General features: G+C 56.9%; 12 protein-coding genes. 10 read left to right on the top strand and 2 right to left on the bottom strand.

Annotated elements, in window-relative coordinates; translation table 11 throughout:
- The first annotated feature begins 494 nt into the window (after nucleotides 1-494).
- From EC9_RS10830 to EC9_RS10790, 9 genes are all read left to right on the top strand, one after another.
- Nucleotides 495-1,319, top strand: coding sequence for a sulfite exporter TauE/SafE family protein (locus tag EC9_RS10830; protein WP_145344971.1), 825 nt, complete (start codon nucleotides 495-497; stop codon nucleotides 1,317-1,319).
- Nucleotides 1,320-1,351: 32 nt separating this feature from the next.
- Nucleotides 1,352-2,776, top strand: coding sequence for an MBL fold metallo-hydrolase (locus EC9_RS10825; protein WP_145344968.1), 1,425 nt, complete (start codon nucleotides 1,352-1,354; stop codon nucleotides 2,774-2,776).
- A 100-nt stretch (nucleotides 2,777-2,876) separates the two neighbouring features.
- Nucleotides 2,877-3,629, top strand: coding sequence for a DUF1641 domain-containing protein (locus EC9_RS10820; RefSeq protein ID WP_145344965.1), 753 nt, complete (start codon nucleotides 2,877-2,879; stop codon nucleotides 3,627-3,629).
- An 11-nt stretch (nucleotides 3,630-3,640) separates the two neighbouring features.
- Nucleotides 3,641-4,825, top strand: a complete 1,185-nt coding sequence (locus tag EC9_RS10815) for an NAD(P)/FAD-dependent oxidoreductase (RefSeq protein WP_145344962.1) — start codon at nucleotides 3,641-3,643, stop codon at nucleotides 4,823-4,825.
- A gap of 64 nt (nucleotides 4,826-4,889) precedes the next feature.
- Complete coding sequence (locus EC9_RS10810; protein ID WP_145344959.1) at nucleotides 4,890-5,957, top strand: cytochrome-c peroxidase; 1,068 nt, start codon at nucleotides 4,890-4,892, stop codon at nucleotides 5,955-5,957.
- A 101-nt stretch (nucleotides 5,958-6,058) separates the two neighbouring features.
- Nucleotides 6,059-6,808 carry a DsrE family protein gene (locus tag EC9_RS10805; protein ID WP_145344956.1) on the top strand — a complete coding sequence of 250 codons (750 nt, stop codon included), beginning with the start codon at nucleotides 6,059-6,061 and terminating at the stop codon, nucleotides 6,806-6,808.
- A gap of 164 nt (nucleotides 6,809-6,972) precedes the next feature.
- Nucleotides 6,973-7,974, top strand: a complete 1,002-nt coding sequence (locus EC9_RS10800; RefSeq protein WP_246106067.1) for a YihY/virulence factor BrkB family protein — start codon at nucleotides 6,973-6,975, stop codon at nucleotides 7,972-7,974.
- 610 nt (nucleotides 7,975-8,584) lie between these two features.
- On the top strand, nucleotides 8,585-10,204 hold the full coding sequence (locus EC9_RS10795) for a hypothetical protein (RefSeq protein WP_145344950.1): 1,620 nt from the start codon (nucleotides 8,585-8,587) through the stop codon (nucleotides 10,202-10,204).
- A 249-nt stretch (nucleotides 10,205-10,453) separates the two neighbouring features.
- Complete coding sequence (locus tag EC9_RS10790; RefSeq protein ID WP_145344947.1) at nucleotides 10,454-11,497, top strand: zinc-dependent alcohol dehydrogenase family protein; 1,044 nt, start codon at nucleotides 10,454-10,456, stop codon at nucleotides 11,495-11,497.
- Between the two features lie 238 nt (nucleotides 11,498-11,735).
- Here the strand turns inward: EC9_RS10790 and EC9_RS10785 are convergent, their stop codons facing one another.
- A complete protein-coding gene (locus EC9_RS10785) occupies nucleotides 11,736-13,508 on the bottom strand; it encodes a 30S ribosomal protein S1 (RefSeq protein ID WP_145344944.1) in 1,773 nt (590 codons plus the stop codon).
- A 293-nt stretch (nucleotides 13,509-13,801) separates the two neighbouring features.
- Here EC9_RS10785 and rpiB point away from each other — a divergent pair, with 293 nt between their 5' ends.
- Nucleotides 13,802-14,275 carry a ribose 5-phosphate isomerase B gene (gene rpiB, locus EC9_RS10780; RefSeq protein ID WP_145119590.1) on the top strand — a complete coding sequence of 158 codons (474 nt, stop codon included), beginning with the start codon at nucleotides 13,802-13,804 and terminating at the stop codon, nucleotides 14,273-14,275.
- A 1,148-nt stretch (nucleotides 14,276-15,423) separates the two neighbouring features.
- On the opposite strand, the gene EC9_RS10775 is transcribed toward rpiB, so the two are convergent.
- Nucleotides 15,424-17,085 carry a putative manganese-dependent inorganic diphosphatase gene (locus tag EC9_RS10775; RefSeq protein WP_145283965.1) on the bottom strand — a complete coding sequence of 554 codons (1,662 nt, stop codon included), beginning with the start codon at nucleotides 17,083-17,085 and terminating at the stop codon, nucleotides 15,424-15,426.
- Nucleotides 17,086-17,117: the final 32 nt, after the last annotated feature.

The raw sequence follows: 17,117 nt of genomic DNA, 5'->3' as shown, positions 1-17,117 counted from the left end.
GCACTGGGGCATCGCGTGCTATCGCTTCACTGCCACTCTCGAAGCCGCCAAGCAAGTGTTTGCGTGACGGAAAAAAAACGTCGTAAATCGGAAGAACAATTGCATTGACATGTCGTGACGTAGCGATATATTGAATGTGTCTGCTAAGGAGTTCTGATGGCTACGCAAGCGATCTCAAAAGAGCCGAAGCGGTCAGACACAGCCAGCCCCGGGGTGAGGGATGCTGGCGGGAACCGAAGCGTTTCACTCCGCTTTTTGCAATGAGTTATCAGGAGTCCTTTTTTTACGCTCAATATATCGCCGAATCGTGACCTAACGACTGTTGCGTTGTAGGAGCTGTCGAATCTTTGCCTTCGCAATAGAAAGAGACCCGCCATGTGCAAACCATCAAATGACTGTGAATGCTGCCGGCAGCAACCGCTGGTCGGTGGTAACGGTTGCCGGGTGTCGGATTCGGCTTCGACAAGAGGGGTTTTGCCGGAAGGAGCACGATCATGTTGGGTCTAGCGATTCTGTTTGGCACCATCGTCGGATTTGCCTTGGGGCTGACCGGCGGCGGCGGGGGAATCTTCGCCGTTCCGCTGTTGGTTTATGGCCTCGCCTTCAGCCCTCGCGAGGCGGTCGGAATTTCGCTCGCCGCCGTTGGCGGAACCGCTCTGTTTGGTGCGATCCCACGATTGGTCCGGGGCGAAGTGGAACTGAGAACGGGTCTACTGTTTGCAGTCGCCGGGATGTTGGGGGCGCCGATCGGATCGTATCTCTCCACGCTGGTTCCCGCCAACGTGTTGTTGGTGATGTTTGCTTTGTTGATGTTTGTCGTTGCTCAACGGATGTGGTCCAAGGCTGGCAATCCTTCGCTTCCCAGCGGTGTTTGTCCGACGGAAGACGAACCGGGTCCCGATCGCAGCGCTTGCCAACGCGATGCCGACGGGAAACTGCGGTTAACGTCGCGCTGTGCACGACTGTTGGTTGGCGTCGGGCTGATGACAGGCGTGTTGTCGGGGATGTTTGGTGTCGGTGGCGGGTTTGTGATCGTCCCGGCCCTTGTCATCTTCAGCGGAATGGCGATCCATCAAGCCGTCGGTACTTCGCTGTTTGTGATCGTGTTGGTCAGCATCAGCGGCGTTGCGTCGCACATTGCGAATGGAAACGAACTGTCGTTGGCAACGACGTTGCAATTCATGGCGGGCGGGTTTGTAGGGATGTGGATCGGCGGGATCGTTGCGAAGCGATTGAAGGGGCCGACGCTGCAAAAAACGTTTTCGATCGCGGTCGTGTTGGTCGCGGTGTTTGTGATTTTCAAATCGGTGGTGTTGTAACAAACTCAGTTTCTAGCAAGGAGAACCCAATCATGTTACTCAAATATTTCTACGATGAAAAACTTGCTCACGCTTCTTATCTGGTCGGCTGTCAACGGGCAAAGGTCGCAGTGGTTGTCGATCCAGGTCGCGATATCGAACCCTATATCGCGATGGCGGAAAAAGAGGGACTCAAGCTGGTCGGAGTGGCCGAGACGCACATCCACGCCGACTACGTTTCGGGAGCTCGCGAGTTGGCCGATCGCGTCGATGCGACGCTCTACGTCAGCGACGAAGGGACCGCCGATTGGAAGTATCTATATCTGGACGGTTACAAAAGTGTCCTGTTGCACGATGGCGACCATTTTATGATCGGTAATCTCCGGATGGACGTTTTGCACACGCCGGGCCACACGCCCGAGAGCATCTCGTTCCTGTTGACCGACGAAGGGGGTGGCGCGGACAAGCCGATGGGCATCTTTACCGGCGACTTTGTTTTCGTCGGATCGATCGGACGCCCCGACCTATTAGAGGAAGCGGCGGGACTGACCGGGACCGCCGAACCCGGGGCTCGCGATCTATATAAGTCCGCGGAGCGTTTCAAATCGCTTCCCGAATATTTGCAGGTTTGGCCTGCTCATGGTGCCGGAAGTGCTTGTGGCAAAGGGCTCGGTGCGATTCCCTCGTCGACTGTCGGATATGAAAAGCTGTTCAATCCGGCGCTGCAGTTCGACGACGAAGACGCTTTCGTCCGCTATATCTTGGCCGACCAACCCGAAGCGCCAAAGTATTTTGCCGTGATGAAGCGGGTGAACAAAGAAGGACCTCGGGTTCTCGGCGCCGGACATCATCACAGGATGTTGCCGATCGCCGGTCTCTCCGATGCGGTTCAAGCGGGCACAGTCATCGATCTGTCGCCTTCGGCGGAATACGCCAAATCGCATCTCCCCGGAACGATTAACATCCCGGTGGGAATGCTGGCGGCGTGGGCCGGATGGTTGGTCGACTACGACAAACCAACCTACCTGATCTGCGAACCACAGCAATTGGAAGAAGCTGCCCGCGTCTTGCACAAGATCGGCGTCGAAGAAATCCGTGGCGGTTTCGATAGCAATGAAGTCCGGTCGCAAAGTTTGGCGAGCGAATCGTACGCGACATGCAGTCCCGCCGACCTGGCTGCTGAGATCGAAGCGAGCGCTGTAAAGCTGATCGATGTGCGTTCCGACGAAGAGTGGAACGAAGGCCACATCGCCGCGGCGGAGCATCGCTTCCTTGGTCGTTTGCCCGCCACGCTTGCCGAACTGCCACGCGACCAAAAACTGGTTGTGCAATGTCGCAGCGGAGCCCGATCGGCGATCGGTGTCAGCGTTCTACAAGCCGCTGGTTTCAAGGACGTGGTCAATCTCACCGGTGGTTACAACGCCTGGAAAGCTGCGGGATTGCCGAGCGTCAAACCGCAACCCGCGATGAGCACCTGAACGCCGGGAAACGCAGCTCGCGATTGAGTTGCGTCCTGTTTTCATTGTCGTCGATCCTCGTCGACTACTTACGCTTGGGGACCTAACGGAAAGACCATTCATGGAAACGACAGTTCAAAGACCTTCTTTAGCCGATCGGTTGAACGATCAGCATACGGCGGAAGTCCTGCATCGTTTGCTAGATCATGCCGAGACGCTCGATCAGGCGCTAACCGCCGCGGGCGAGTTGCCGAATTTGCTGGCGATCGCGGTGGACGTTTTCGATGCGGTCAGTCGCAATGCGTCGCAGGCGGGGATCGACATCGAACAGCGTGGAACGCGGTTGATGCAACTGATGCTTCAGATTACTGAGCCGGCGAATCTGGAGGCGCTCGAGCGACTGGTGGCTCGCTTGCCGAAGCTCGCCGAAGGGAGTGCGTTGTTGGATGAAATGCCGAACCTGATCGCAACCGCGGTCGATGTCTTCGACGAATGGGCAACGCAGGTGAAAGCCGAAGGCATCGACTTGGAACAAAGTGTCCGACAAGGCCTGCACGCTGCGTTGTACTTGGGTGGGCAGATCCGCAAAGAGGAACTCGATCGGATCGGTTATTTGCTGAGGTCCGATGTTCTTAGCGAGCACTCGGTTTCGACGGTGGGGATGGCTGGATCCGCACTTTCGAGTTGTCATCGCGGTACGTGTGAGCATCCGGTCCCGAAACGCGTTGGCTTCTTGGGGCTGTTGGGGGCGATTCGCGATCCCAACACGCAACGTGCACTTTCGTTTGGATTGCAATTCGCGAAATGCTTTGGCGGTGTGCTGGACCAGCAACCGGCAAGCGATCGATGTCCTCCCACTCCTTCTAACCATTGAGGCCAAGTTTTATGAGTCATCATCAAATCGTTATCGTCGGTGGCGGAACGGCTGGAATCACGGTTGCCGCGCGACTGCGAAACGCCAATCCGTCGCTTGACATCGCGGTTATCGAGCCGTCACAGAAGCATTATTACCAGCCGCTGTGGACTTTGGTCGGCGGGGGCATGTTTAAGCCCGAGGAATCGGGACGCGACGAGGCCGATCTGATCCCTTACGGTGTTACCTGGATCAAGAGCTTTGTCGATTCGTTCACGCCGCAATCCAATCAGCTGGCGACTCGCGATGGCGAAACGATCAGCTACGACTACTTGATCGTTGCCCCCGGCATTCAGCTCAATTGGGACAAGGTCAAAGGCTTGAAACAGGCTGTCGGCAAGGAGGGTGTGTGCAGCAACTATTCGATCGACACGGTGGCCAGCACTTGGGAATCGATTCGCAACATGAAACAGGGCGTGGCGTTGTTCACGCAGCCTGCCGGTGCGGTCAAGTGCGGTGGGGCGCCACAGAAGATATGCTATTTGGCGGAGGATTATTTCCGGCGCAATGGGGTTCGCGACGACATCGAAGTCATCTTCACCACTGCGGGGCCTCGCCTGTTTGCGGTGGATCAGTATCGCGAGGTGCTCGAAAAAGTAGCGGCGCGAAAAGGCGTTGAACCTCGGTTTCGCCATAACCTTGTCGAGATCCGATCTGAATCCAAAGAAGCAGTCTATCGGCACATGGACACCGACGAAGAGATGGTCATCGAATATGACATGATTCACGTCACGCCCCCGATGAGTGCCCCCGATTTTGTCGCCAACAGTGAATTGGCTGACGAAGCAGGCTGGGTCGATGTCGACAAACACACGCTGCAACATACGCGGTTTCGCAACGTCTTCGGGATCGGAGATGCTTCGAGTTTGCCGACTTCCAAAACCGGCGCAGCGGTGCGCAAACAAGCTCCTGTGTTGGTCAGCAATTTACTCTCCCTGATCAAACAAGAGCCGCTGACTGCAAGCTATGATGGTTACACATCCTGCCCCGTGGTGACAGGTTACGACAGCTTGGTCTTAGCCGAATTCGATTACAGCGGGCAACCGGCGGAAACCTTTCCGTTTGTACAGGCGAAGGAACGCTTCAGCATGTTCCTTTTGAAGAAGTTCGGTCTCCCCGCACTTTACTGGCACGGTATGCTGCGTGGCCGCGCCTGATCGTCTCCCTTCCCCAATCCCTCCCACCTGCGAAGACTTTCGCATTCCACTGGATCTACCAACCATGACCTTCACGACAAGAGCACTCATCGAACCACTCGCACTTGCGATCTTGATTCTGGGAATCACCAACATCCACGCCCAGGATTTTGCTTCGCTGCCAAAGACCGCTTCCTTGCCGGGAGACACCCAAGAGAAGATCGAACTGGGAAAGAAGCTCTTCTTTGATCCTCGCTTGTCATCCACGGGAACGGTCTCGTGCAATACATGCCACAACGTGATGGAAGGTGGCGACGATGGCCGGGCAACCTCGATGGGCGTCGACGGACTGACGGGGCCACGCAACGCACCGACCGTCTGGAACTCTGCTTTTCAAGCCTCCCAGTTTTGGGACGGTCGCGCCGCGACGCTCGAAGAACAAGCCAAAGGCCCAATGGTCGCCGACGTCGAAATGGGCATGCTCGCTCACGACCAAGTGATCCGTCGCATCGAAGACATCCCTGGATACATCCGCGAATTCCAAAGTGTCTATGGCAAGGATAGCGAGGTCACGATCGAAAACGCCGTCGACGCGATCGCTGCATTCGAACGGGTTCTGATCACGCCCAATTCGCCCCTGGACCGCTATCTCGCCGGTGACAAGGATGCGATGAGTCCGGCTCAAATCCGCGGCATGCAGTTGTTCGAATCGACCGGTTGCACCGAGTGTCATTCCGGGCCCGCGCTGAATGGCTGGCAGCCCGATGGGGAAGCGGAGTTCGCTCACTTTCCGCGAATTCCCGAATCGGATTACGTCACAAAATACGACTTGATCGCCGACCTTGGGCGTTCCAACGCGTCGGGCGATCCCGCAGATGATCATCACTACAAGACGCCGACGCTGCGGAACATCACGCTTACGGCTCCCTATTTTCACAATGGTCGCGTGAGCTCCTTGTCCGAAGCATGCCGATTGATGGCGGCTACGCAGCTGGACGTCGAGCTAAGCGAATCGGAGGTCGCCGACCTGACGGCATTCATGGAAGCGTTGGAGGGTGAATTTCCCGAACTCAGCTTTCCACGCTTGCCATCGCGTTCGGGTGAATCGGTGATTCGCGCGTCGGCGGGAAAACCGCGTCGCGACGAAAGCTAGCCATTCCGTCCCTGATTCCCTGCCGTGCGGTGGCACTCGATATATCGAACGCCTAACGCGGTTGAACACCTACGCACAACCACTCCCGAAGGAGCCACCTTATGAAACGAAGCATTTCATTGTTAACAATCCTGTTTGTTAGCCTCTTGGCGATCGCGCACGCATCGGCGCAAAACCAACCTGGCGAACGACGCGGTTTGGGGTTTGGTGGTGGCCGAGGGGCTGGTTTCGGACATGGAAAAGGGATGCGGCACCGTGCGGACGCCGACGAGAAGGCGGGCTCGTCTCGCCAGCTGGTATATCCCGTCATTGCGAATCATGGCGGAGTCGTCCCCTTGCCCAAGGCGGTTCAGCAGCCTCGGGCCGGGACAAAGCTGGTTGTCGATCTGACAAGTGGCGGCGATCCCGAGCAATTGAATGCGGGAGTCGAGAAGCTTGCGAGGTATTTGAATATCTACGCCGGTGCCGGAGCGAAACCTGCCGCTGCCAAGATCGCAGTCGTCTTTCACGGTGGCGCAACGCTGGCGGTGTTGAATGAAGACGCTTACACAGCAAAGTTCAAAACGGCCAGCAATCCTAACTTGAAACTTTTGCGGCAACTGCATGATGCTGGCGTCGAACTCTTCGTCTGTGGTCAAGCATTAAGCGGTCAAGGCGGTGCCCCCGACGAAGTCGTCGACTTCATCGACGTCGCGGTTTCTGCGCTGACTGCGATTGTGAATCTACAGTCCGATGGCTACGCGTACATTCCACTTGCCATCGCGACTCCGAAACCTGCGCCTGCAGCGCGCGCGGCGTCAGCGTCCAGTGCCGACAAAAGTGTTGATGCCCCCAACGATCGCAACCGCTAGCTGCGATTAGCCGCAGCGGATGAGCGGAGCCGGTTTGGCCCCTTCCGCTTTTACCGATCGCTGTTCGTTCTTCGACCGACCTGTTGGATGATTGGACAGCGCGATCGCCGAGCGCCTTGGCGTCGATCGCTGCTGGCAGGGCCGGTATGCGATTTGCGAGCCGAGTGTCTGAAGAATCCGCGGCCGAGAATGTCGATTGCGGGTTTTGCCCGGCAGACGCACGCATCGCACTCCTAACTCGGCAATCGCATGGACTTCCTAAAACAGACCTTTTCGGAGTTTTCCAAAGACCGCTGCACCACACGCTGGCCGCGGCATTAGCCTACTACACAGCCTTTGCCCTGCCACCGCTGCTTTACCTGCTTTTATCGGTGCTGACCTACGGATTATCGGTCGCCTACGAAAGCGACAGGGCGCACTCCAAAGCGGAAGCTGTACTGGAGGACCAAGCGGCGGACATGCTTGGAAATCCAGCGGCTGCCGACGGGATAACCACGATTTTGCAGCAAAACCGCGAATCGAGCGGCACGTGGTGGAAGACGGCGATCAGTTTCTTGGGCATCATCGTCGGAGCGACCGGCGTTGTCGGAGCGTTGCAAGACGCGTTGAACCGCGTGTGGGAAGTCAAACCCGATCCCAATGCATCGACGCTGCGGACGATCCTCAGCAAACGCCTGCTCTCCTTTGCGATGATCTTGGGACTGGGATTTCTGCTGCTCGTCTCCCTCGTCGTCTCGTCGGTTCTTTCCACCGCAGGCCAACAATTGGGAGAAGTCATCGGGATCAGCGGCATCGTGGCTCGCACCGTCAACTACGGCGTTCAGGCTGCTGTGGTGTTTACCATCTTCGCGGCGATCTTTCGATTTATGCCCGACGCCGACGTCCGCTGGCGCGACGTGATGGTGGGGGCAGCGATTACGACAGCCCTGTTTTTGGTGGGCCGGTTCGGCATGCAAATCTATTTCGGATACAGCGAACCTGGGGCGCAGCTAGGATCCGCTGCCGCTTCGCTGGCGGTGATCCTTGTCTGGGTCTACTACAGCGCGATGATCGTGTTGCTGGGAGCCGAAGCCACTCAGGTCTACGCCATCCGCTTCGGCCACGGGATTCAACCCGAGAATCACGCGGTTCAAGTTGTCGAACAGGTCCGCCATTCTCGATCGTAGTCCTGCCGATCGATTCGCATGACGGCGGCGGGAAATATCGACAAGACCTGTCGTCCGAGTGGATGAGCGGCTGATGTCGATCGCCCACTCCGTAACGACGAAAGCAAGAAGTACTCGACCCAACGCAGCATCGCGACGAAATATAGTCCGCTTCGTTCCGCAAACGACCAACGCCTGCATCGTGTCGAATGGACGCTGGGTTAGCACCATCACATCCGCGCAATAAATCGCGAGACCGATTCCCGGAGCGAGGATTTTTTAGCGTCGGGCCTCATGCAGACAACTCTCAGAAGCGGCGGCTCGGAGCTCGGGCTCGGGCTCGGAAGTCGTACCCGCGACGGTTCGGCAACCGAAACCGCTGTCTGTTCGCCGCCCCAAGTGCACCGATATCGTTCACACTCGACTACAAGGACCGCTGCTCCAGGCAACAACGACCGCTGGCAACCATCGCTTGCCAGCACAATTGGAAACCACTGCGGCGAGAGGAGTCACTCGAACGAAAATTGACTCCAACGTGGTAGCGTCATCCCCTCCAAGAAAGTGATTGTTAGAGGTCGCCTATCGTGATACAGATAGACTCTGCATACCTATTTTTCAAGGGAGGTGGCCGATGATTCGAGAAGAGACGCAAGCGACAGTGGTTATGATCGAAGCGTCACGTTGTTTCGCTGCGACCGACTTAGCCCCCGACAACGTCCTGACGTTGATCGCGTTGGTGTCGGATGATCCATCCGATTGGAAGGAAGCAGCGAGTCTCTGGTCACGCTATTCCACCTCCGTGGTCTGCAAATCGATCGAAGAACTATCGATTCGTGAAATCGGTTACGGTGATGCGCTGAAGACGCTGGCGAATTCCGAAGCATGGGTCGTGATCGATTTTCCGAGCAAACGCGTTTTCAGTGGCGGGGAGTTCATGCCGGTGACTCGCGACGCTGACTTTGCCATGGTCGCCGATGAAGCGGGCAACCAACATTGCCCACTTAGCATTCATTTGCCGCCTTGGTGGGAAATGCATGAACCCGCTTCACTCGATGCAATCGATCGTCCTCGCGATACGCCGATCAACAAACCGCATGTCGACCGCGAAGTACTTTATGGAGCCCCCTTCCTGCAGGACATCGCATCCCGAGTGTTGGATACGGTCGCCAACGACGTTTGGCTGCAAACCAACGCTGGCGAAAACGCATCGGATCGCTACCAATCGACGGTCGCCATTCATCGCGATTGGTTGATGACACCGCGTTCGGATCTGGGCGGACGGATGCCGAGGGAACTGTTGCATGGTGCGCGGCAGTGGATTGAACAAGTGACTTGGGGGCAACAACAACGCGTCCAAGACGGCGGTCCAACGATCGCCCTGCCGGACGACTGGGCGGACTACGCGACGGCACCGATGGGGGGCGAAGAGATGTGCCTCTATTTCGACCTCTGTCGCGAAGTCATCGGCGCGGGCTGGCGATGGTGCTCGGGGGAAGCAGGGAACCGGACGAGTCAATACGAAGCGGATGCAGCGACGGAACTGACCAATTTTTTGCGAGTTGCGAAAAACGATTGGCTTTCCAGTCCCTTCGAAGAAGGCCCCTCCCCAAGTTTCATCATCCAGTGCAGTCGCCGACGTGTTCCTCGAGGCTTAGGGAGCACCATCGAAGGGATCGAAGCGCCCCAGGTGGAAGAGCACTCCATCGGATGCGACTGTCCGATTTGTGAGATGCTGGCCGACGGCATGTTTGGGATCGGGTTCGAGTGTCTCGATGGCCATCATTTAGAGCTGGACAATGAATTTGCGTTTTCGATGCTCGAGACGCGCGAGGCGTGGGAAGAGCAACAGCGTGAATTTGGGTTGTACAATTCGGAACTAGATTTTGAATTGCTCGCCCCAGAGGAAGCGGGGCAGGGGGACGCCACGCTTGCGTCGGCGTGGTCGGGAATCTGCGACGATACGCCGTTACCAGGCGACCCAACCGGGCACATGAAGCTTGCGTTTATGGTTGCCGAGATCGTTTCGAATCTTCAGTTTTCAGGAGCGCCACACGATGACGTTCTCCGTTTAAACGAAGCCTTTGCCAATTTTCGACGCAGCGATATCGACCGGCGTGAAGCGACATCGAGCGCACTCAAATCAAATCTCCAGACACTCGCGGAACGTTACCCAGAACTGATCTCCAAATCGGCAGACCTGCAAAGCCGGATCGACGAGTTGCTTCGCAGCTCTTCTCCACACAGCAACTGATCTAACCGCCCCCCATCAAAACGCCCGTCGATATCGCTCGAAACGACTTTCTGAATCGGATCGGTCGAGGGCAGTAGCTGTCGAGCGTTCGATTTTGGAAAGCCGTTCGTGCCACTCGACCGACCTCGCGATTCCAATCGATACGCGACAAGTCGCGATGCGTTGCTTCGCCGGCTATCGTACGATGTCCGTTGGCGCGAGATACGAAGCAACCCCTCTATCCATGGAACCCAAAGGCGAGACCAAGCAATGAAGGCAGCGATATACCGCGAGTTTGCGGGCCCCGTGACGATCGAGTCCGTCCCCGACCCGGCGCCGACCAACCGGGGTGTTGTGATTCGAGTCGAAGCGACCGGACTTTGCCGCAGCGATTGGCATGGCTGGATGGGACACGATCCCGACATCCGCTTGCCGCATGTCCCCGGACACGAACTTGCGGGTGTGATCGAAGCGGTCGGCAAACAGGTCACCGCTTGGAAGATAGGCCAACGCGTGACGCTCCCTTTTGTCTGCGGCTGCGGCACGTGCACCGAGTGCGCCGCGGGACACCAACAGGTTTGCGACCGACAGTTTCAGCCGGGGTTCACGCACTGGGGTAGCTTTGCAAAGTACGTGGCGATCGACTACGCCGATGCCAACTTGGTCGGCCTGCCCGAAGAGATCGATTTCGTGACCGCGGCAAGCCTGGGGTGCCGGTTCGCCACGGCATTCCGCGCCATCGTCGATCAAGGCAGGGTGAGTGCCGGGCAATGGGTCGCCGTTCATGGATCCGGTGGCGTCGGGCTATCGGCGATCATGATCGCCAGCGCGTTGGGAGCGAACGTTATCGCGATCGATATCAACGATCAAAAGCTCGACTTTGCCCGAACGATGGGAGCTGTCGAAACGATCGACGCCACCACCGTCGACGATGTCGCGGCACAGGTTCACACGCTCACCGGCGGCGGGGCTCATCTATCGATCGACGCATTGGGAAGCCCAACGACCTGTTTTAACTCGATCGCAAGCTTGCGAAAGCGTGGCAAACATGTCCAGGTTGGGTTGATGTTGGCCAGCCACAAACATCCATCGATTCCGATGGACAAAGTGATCGCTGGCGAACTGGCAATCCTCGGCAGCCACGGCATGCAGGCTCATCGCTACCCGGCAATGCTGGCGATGATCCGAGCCGGCAAACTGCAACCTGAAAAACTTGTCGCCCAAACAATCGACTTAGCCGATGCGCCAGGAGCACTGACCTCCATGGATCAGCATCGCGGAACGGGCGTCACGGTCATCGATCACTTCGGTTGACCTGCGGCCCGGTGGCCGCGGCATCATCCCGAGTTTTCAATCGCGGCCGCGTCTGCCCCCTGCTGCGCAGGCAATCGCCCCCCCAACCTTTTCGCCGCGCTGCCGCATGCCCTGAAAATCGACGCAGCGATTCGAGGCGACTCCATAAAAAAACACCCAGCCGAATCGGCTGGGTGTTTCGTTTGAATGCTTCATGTCGCTGCGTTGTCATACTCGATGACGACGCTTGCAACAGAGACTATTCGGTTGGGATCAAAGGACCGCCATCGCCGAGGCCACCCTTGAGCTCTTGGTGCTCGGAGACCTTTTGGCGTTCTTCTTCAGCGGCTGCTTCCTCTTGGTCCTCAGCCCATTCGACGCGTTTACGGCTCAAGCCGATCTTGCGTTCATCGGTGTCGACACGCAGGATCTTAACCTCGATCTCATCGCCAACCTTGACGACTTCTTCGGGATCTTCGACCTTGTGGTCAGCCAATTCGGAGATGTGCAGCAAGCCTTCCAGGCCATCTTCAAGTCCAACAAAGACACCGAAGTTGGTGATCTTGGTGACCTTGCCGTTGATGACTTGGCCGGGTTGGTAACGATCTGGAATGTCGTTGTCCCAAGGATCGCCTTCCATCTGCTTCAGACCCAACGCGATCCGGCGGCGACTTTGATCGACGCTCAAGACCTTGCAGTTGATCTCTTGTCCCTTCTCCAAGACTTCGCTCGGGTGGCTGATCTTGCGGGTCCAAGACATATCCGAAACGTGCAACAGACCGTCGATACCTTCTTCGAGTTCGACGAAGGCACCGTAGTTGGTGAGGTTGCGGATCTTGCCGGTGACGTCGGCACCCTCGGGATACTTGTCCATGACAACATCCCAAGGATTGTCTTGAGTCTGCTTCATGCCCAGGCTCAATTGTTGGCCTTCGACATCGACACCCAAGATCTTGACTTCCACCTGGTCGCCGATCGAAACCAATTCCGATGGATGGTTGACGCGCTTGGTCCAGCTCATTTCGCTGATGTGAACCAGGCCTTCGATACCGGCTTCCAGCTTGACGAACGCACCGTAGCTCATCACGTTGACGACTTCGCCAGTGTGCGTCGAACCGACTTCGTAACGCTCGCCGATGCTTTCCCACGGGTTGCGTTCTTTTTGCTTCAGACCCAAAGCGATCTTTTGCTTTTCGCGGTCGATGTGCAACACCTTGACGTCGATCTCTTGATCGATGGCGACCATTTCGCTTGGGTGTTGGATACGTTCCCAGCTCATGTCGGTGATGTGCAACAGACCGTCGATTCCGCCCAGGTCGACGAACGCACCGAAGTCGGCGATGTTCTTGACGATACCCTTGCGGATCTGGCCAACTTCCAATTCTTGCATCAAGTAAGCGCGATCTTCTTCACGCTGCTTCTCGATCAACGAACGGCGGCTGATCACGATGTTGCGGCGAGTGTCGTCGATCTTCAAGACTTCGGCTTGGATCACGCGACCGATGAAATCTCCGATATCGCCAGGGCGACGGATATCGACTTGGCTTCCTGGCAGGAAGACGTTGACGCCGATGTCGACCAACAGGCCGCCCTTGATCTTGCGAATCACGGTACCGGTGACCACTTGGTCCTCGGCAACCGATTCCATCATCTTTTCCCACTGGACGATCTTCTCGGCCTTTCGCTTGCTCAGCGAAATCATTCCGTAAGGGTCGTCCGCACCACCCAGCTCGTCCTCCATCTCTTCGATCAGGACTTGGACGCTGCCGCCAACCACGGGCGGATCTTCGTCGGGGCCCCATTCGTTTAACGGGACCGTTCCTTCGCTCTTGAAGCCGACATCGACCAGGGCCCATTCGTCGTTCAGTTCGACGATACGGCCGATTACAATTTTGTTGACATCGAAGTCTTGCTGTTCGACCTCAAAGGCCTCCAACAACATATCTTCTAGTTCTTCGTCGGGGGCCAGTCCCAACAGTTCATTGGCCAGAGTGTCATCTTCGAGGGAACGGATCAGATTTCGATTAACCATGAAAGACTCAGTTGCTGAGGATCGGATTCGCGTGGCTGCTTGTCGTAAACGGCTTTTGATTTAGACGCCATGTTTACGAAGCTTCGATGAGAAGCTAAAACGCGATCCCAGCGGGGTTAGAGTATTGCCGAGCTGCTCTCAATCGACCCTTGCGATTGACAATAAAAAACAGCGATAGCAACACGAAAGGCTATCAGAATCGCCTAGTCGCCACAACGGACGTCGTCGTTTCCCCCGGCAATATTCCAATCAAATTCAAACAAAACCAGAACCAGGATCGTTTAACACAGCCCATGAGCAACGCATCTTCTCTGATTTACGCCATCGGCGGCGATCACGCCGGATTCCCGCTGAAATCGGTGGTCACTCAAACCCTCACCGATCAGCATCTGCAGATCATCGATTGTGGCGCTCACGATGAAACCAGCAGCGATTTCCCCGACTTCGCCCTGGCCGTTGGCGAAGCGATCCGATCGGGAAAAGCCGACCGCGGGATCCTGGTCTGCGGCAGCGGCGTCGGCGTCAGCGTGGCAGCTAACAAAATCCCCGGCATCCGCGCCGCACTCTGCCACGATAGCTATTCCGCCCGCCAAGGGGTCGAACACGACGACATGAACGTGTTGTGCATCGGAGCCCGGATCATCGGCCCCGAGCTAGCAATGGAATGCATTCGCGCATTCATGAACGCTCGCTACACCCCGTCGGAACGCCACGCACGACGCCTGGCCAAGCTGCTGGAAATCGAAAAGCGATTCATGAAGGCGTAAAGATTGGGTGGGCGCAGGTGAACCGTCGCTGCGCCGATGTGGAGAGAGCGGCGACTGCGAGAAACAACGCGCAGCGAGAACCGAAACGGACATCGCCGACAGTCGCCGGCGTCGCGAAAGCAATCGTGGATTGGATCGCCAGAGAAGCGTCCCAAGTAAAACAACCTAGATTCTCATCAGCGAAGATCAGGGCGAATTAGTGTCCCGTTTCTTGAACCACTGATTTCCACTGATTTCCACTGATCAACGCTAATCAAACCCACACCCGGCAGATTCGCTCGGGCACCAATACTGTTCGGGTTTCATCAGCGAAGATCAGAGCGAATTAGTGTCCCGCTTCTTGAAACGCCGATCTCCACGGATCGACGCTAATCAACCCCGCACCCGGCAGATTCGCCTAGTCACCAAAACTGCTGGATTCCCATCAGCGAAGATCAGAGAGAATTAGTGTCCCGTTTATTGAAACACGGATTTCCACTGAACGACGCGAAGCAAGCCCGCACCCGGCAGGTTCGCTCGGTCACCAAAACTGCCGAGGTTTCATCAGCGAAGATCAGAGCGAATTAGAGTCCCGTTTCTTCAAACGCCGATCTCCACTGATCGACGCTAATCAAACCCGCACCCGGCAGATTCGCCTGGTCACCAAAACTGCCGAGGTTTCATCAGCGAGGATCAGAGCGAATTAGTGTCCCGCTTCTTGAAACACGGATTTCCACTGAGCGACGCGAAGCAAGCCCGCACCCGGCAGGTTCGCTCGGTCACCAAAACTGCCGAGGTTTCATCAGCGAGGATCAGAGCGAATTAGTGTCCCGCTTCTTGAAACGCCGATCTCCACGGATCGACGCTAATCAACCCCGCACCCGGCAGATTCGCCTGATCACTAAAACTGCCGAGGTTTCATCAGCGAGGATCAGAGCGAATTAGTGTCCCGTTTATTGAAACGCCGATCGACGCTGAGCAAGCCAACGCAGACGACATTTGTGGGGCCCTTTATCGCGGAATCTCTATCAATACTACGCCGGGAACAGGACGCCAATTATGGACATTGCAGGCGTGGACTACTTAGTGGTGGAGTCGCTACCGCACGCGTCGCTGTGGCACCTGACGCCCGTCTCAAGTCAAGAAAGCATAAGACGTGAAACGGGCTGCTACTCCATCGGTTCGGGCTGCGAATCCAACAGGCTGCAGATCAGCGGCAACAATTGCTTCTTGCGGCTGACCACGTTTTCCAGCTTGTAGAGATTGCGGCCGACGCGTGGGTAATTGATCTCTTCCCAACAGGCCGGTTCGCTCGACATCATCAACAGGCTGCCCGACGAACTGATGTCGGTGACCAGCAGAGCGGCAAAGTCGAGCCCCTTCTCCTTGGCATGCCCTTCGAGCGCTTTGCGGATCTCTTGCTGCCGATCCCAGAACAGGCCGAAGCCGAGCTCTTCGATCTGCGAAATCGAGAACCGATGCCCCGCTTCGCTGAACTCCTTGCAGTCCTCGGCGACAACCTCTTCGGGACTGCAGGTCTGCAGCGCCGATCCGATCTCGAAGAAATCGTGAGCGAATTCGTCCAGGTCACAAGTACATAGACTCGCCAACCAGCCATAGATCTCGCGATCGATGTCGGTTGTCGTCGGCGACCGCAGCTTGATCGTGTCGGAGATGATCCCCGAGGCCATGCAGAGCGCATAAGCCGGGGTCGGTTCGATCCCCGCGGCGCGATATCGCATCGCCACCAACGTGCACGTCGAACCAACGGGTTCGTTGATAAACCGGATCGGCTGGCTCGAACGCAGCCCGCCGCCAAGACGATGGTGATCCAAGACTTCGATAATCTCCGCCTCGGCAGCTCCGTCGACCGCCTGCCCCAATTCGTTGTGATCGACAAGCACCAACTGAGGTTTCGGAGGATCGATCAGATCCGATTTCGACAACACGCCACACAGTCGCTGCGAATCGTCGACGACGGGAAAGATCGACTGCCGCGAACGCTCGACGCTCGACCGGGCGTAAGCGATCGTGTCCTTGTTCGACAACGAGAGGAATCGATCGGTGATCGCCGGTCCGATCCCGCGAGCACTTTTGATTCGAACCGTCGTCGTCGCGGTGTCGAATGGACTGACCAGCACCGAAACGTCTTTGGCTTTGGCCAGTTCCAGCAGGCCGGGCGAAAGGGTGTATCCGCCGGTGACAACTAAACACCGAACGCCACGCTCCAACGCCGGCAACTGGATCGTCGGGCGATCGCCGCTGACGACCAACAACTTTTCGGGCGGGTAGTCTTTGATGTGTTCGACGAAACCGTGAGCACTCATCGCCCCCACGCTGACGATAAAGTCATCGCGTTGGTCGGCGTTGCTGACATGTTGGAAGTGCCCCTTCAGACATTCGCAGATCTTGGCCAGGCTGGAATTGACGGTCCGCGACTTGGTCGGATCGCCGTCGCCGTGGAAGACCAGCTCCAACAGATCCAACAAGTTGAGAATCCCGACCAATTCGCCTTCGCTGGAAAGAACCGGGATCGCTCGCAAGGAATGTTGCTTCAGTCGCTCGTAGACCTCCGAAAAGATGTCGGTATCACAAGCGGTGACGACATCGGTGCGGCAAACGTCTTCGACTTCCGGACGGACATCCATTACGATTCGCGGCGTATCGAGCCCCGCCCTTCGCAAGACAAACTCCGTCCGCTTGTTGGGCGGACCGCAGCAGCACGCAATCGCATCGGGCCGAGAGGTCTTCTTTAATAAGTTCGCATAGGCCAGCGCCGAACAAATCGCATCGGTATCGGGATTCTTGTGACCAAAGACAAATAGACTCATTGAAGGCCGCTGAGGGGTCGCTTGGAGGGAGG

The sequence above is a fragment of the Rosistilla ulvae genome (assembly GCF_007741475.1).
GTDB lineage: Bacteria > Planctomycetota > Planctomycetia > Pirellulales > Pirellulaceae > Rosistilla > Rosistilla ulvae.
This window is presented reverse-complemented; position numbering and strand designations above follow the sequence as displayed.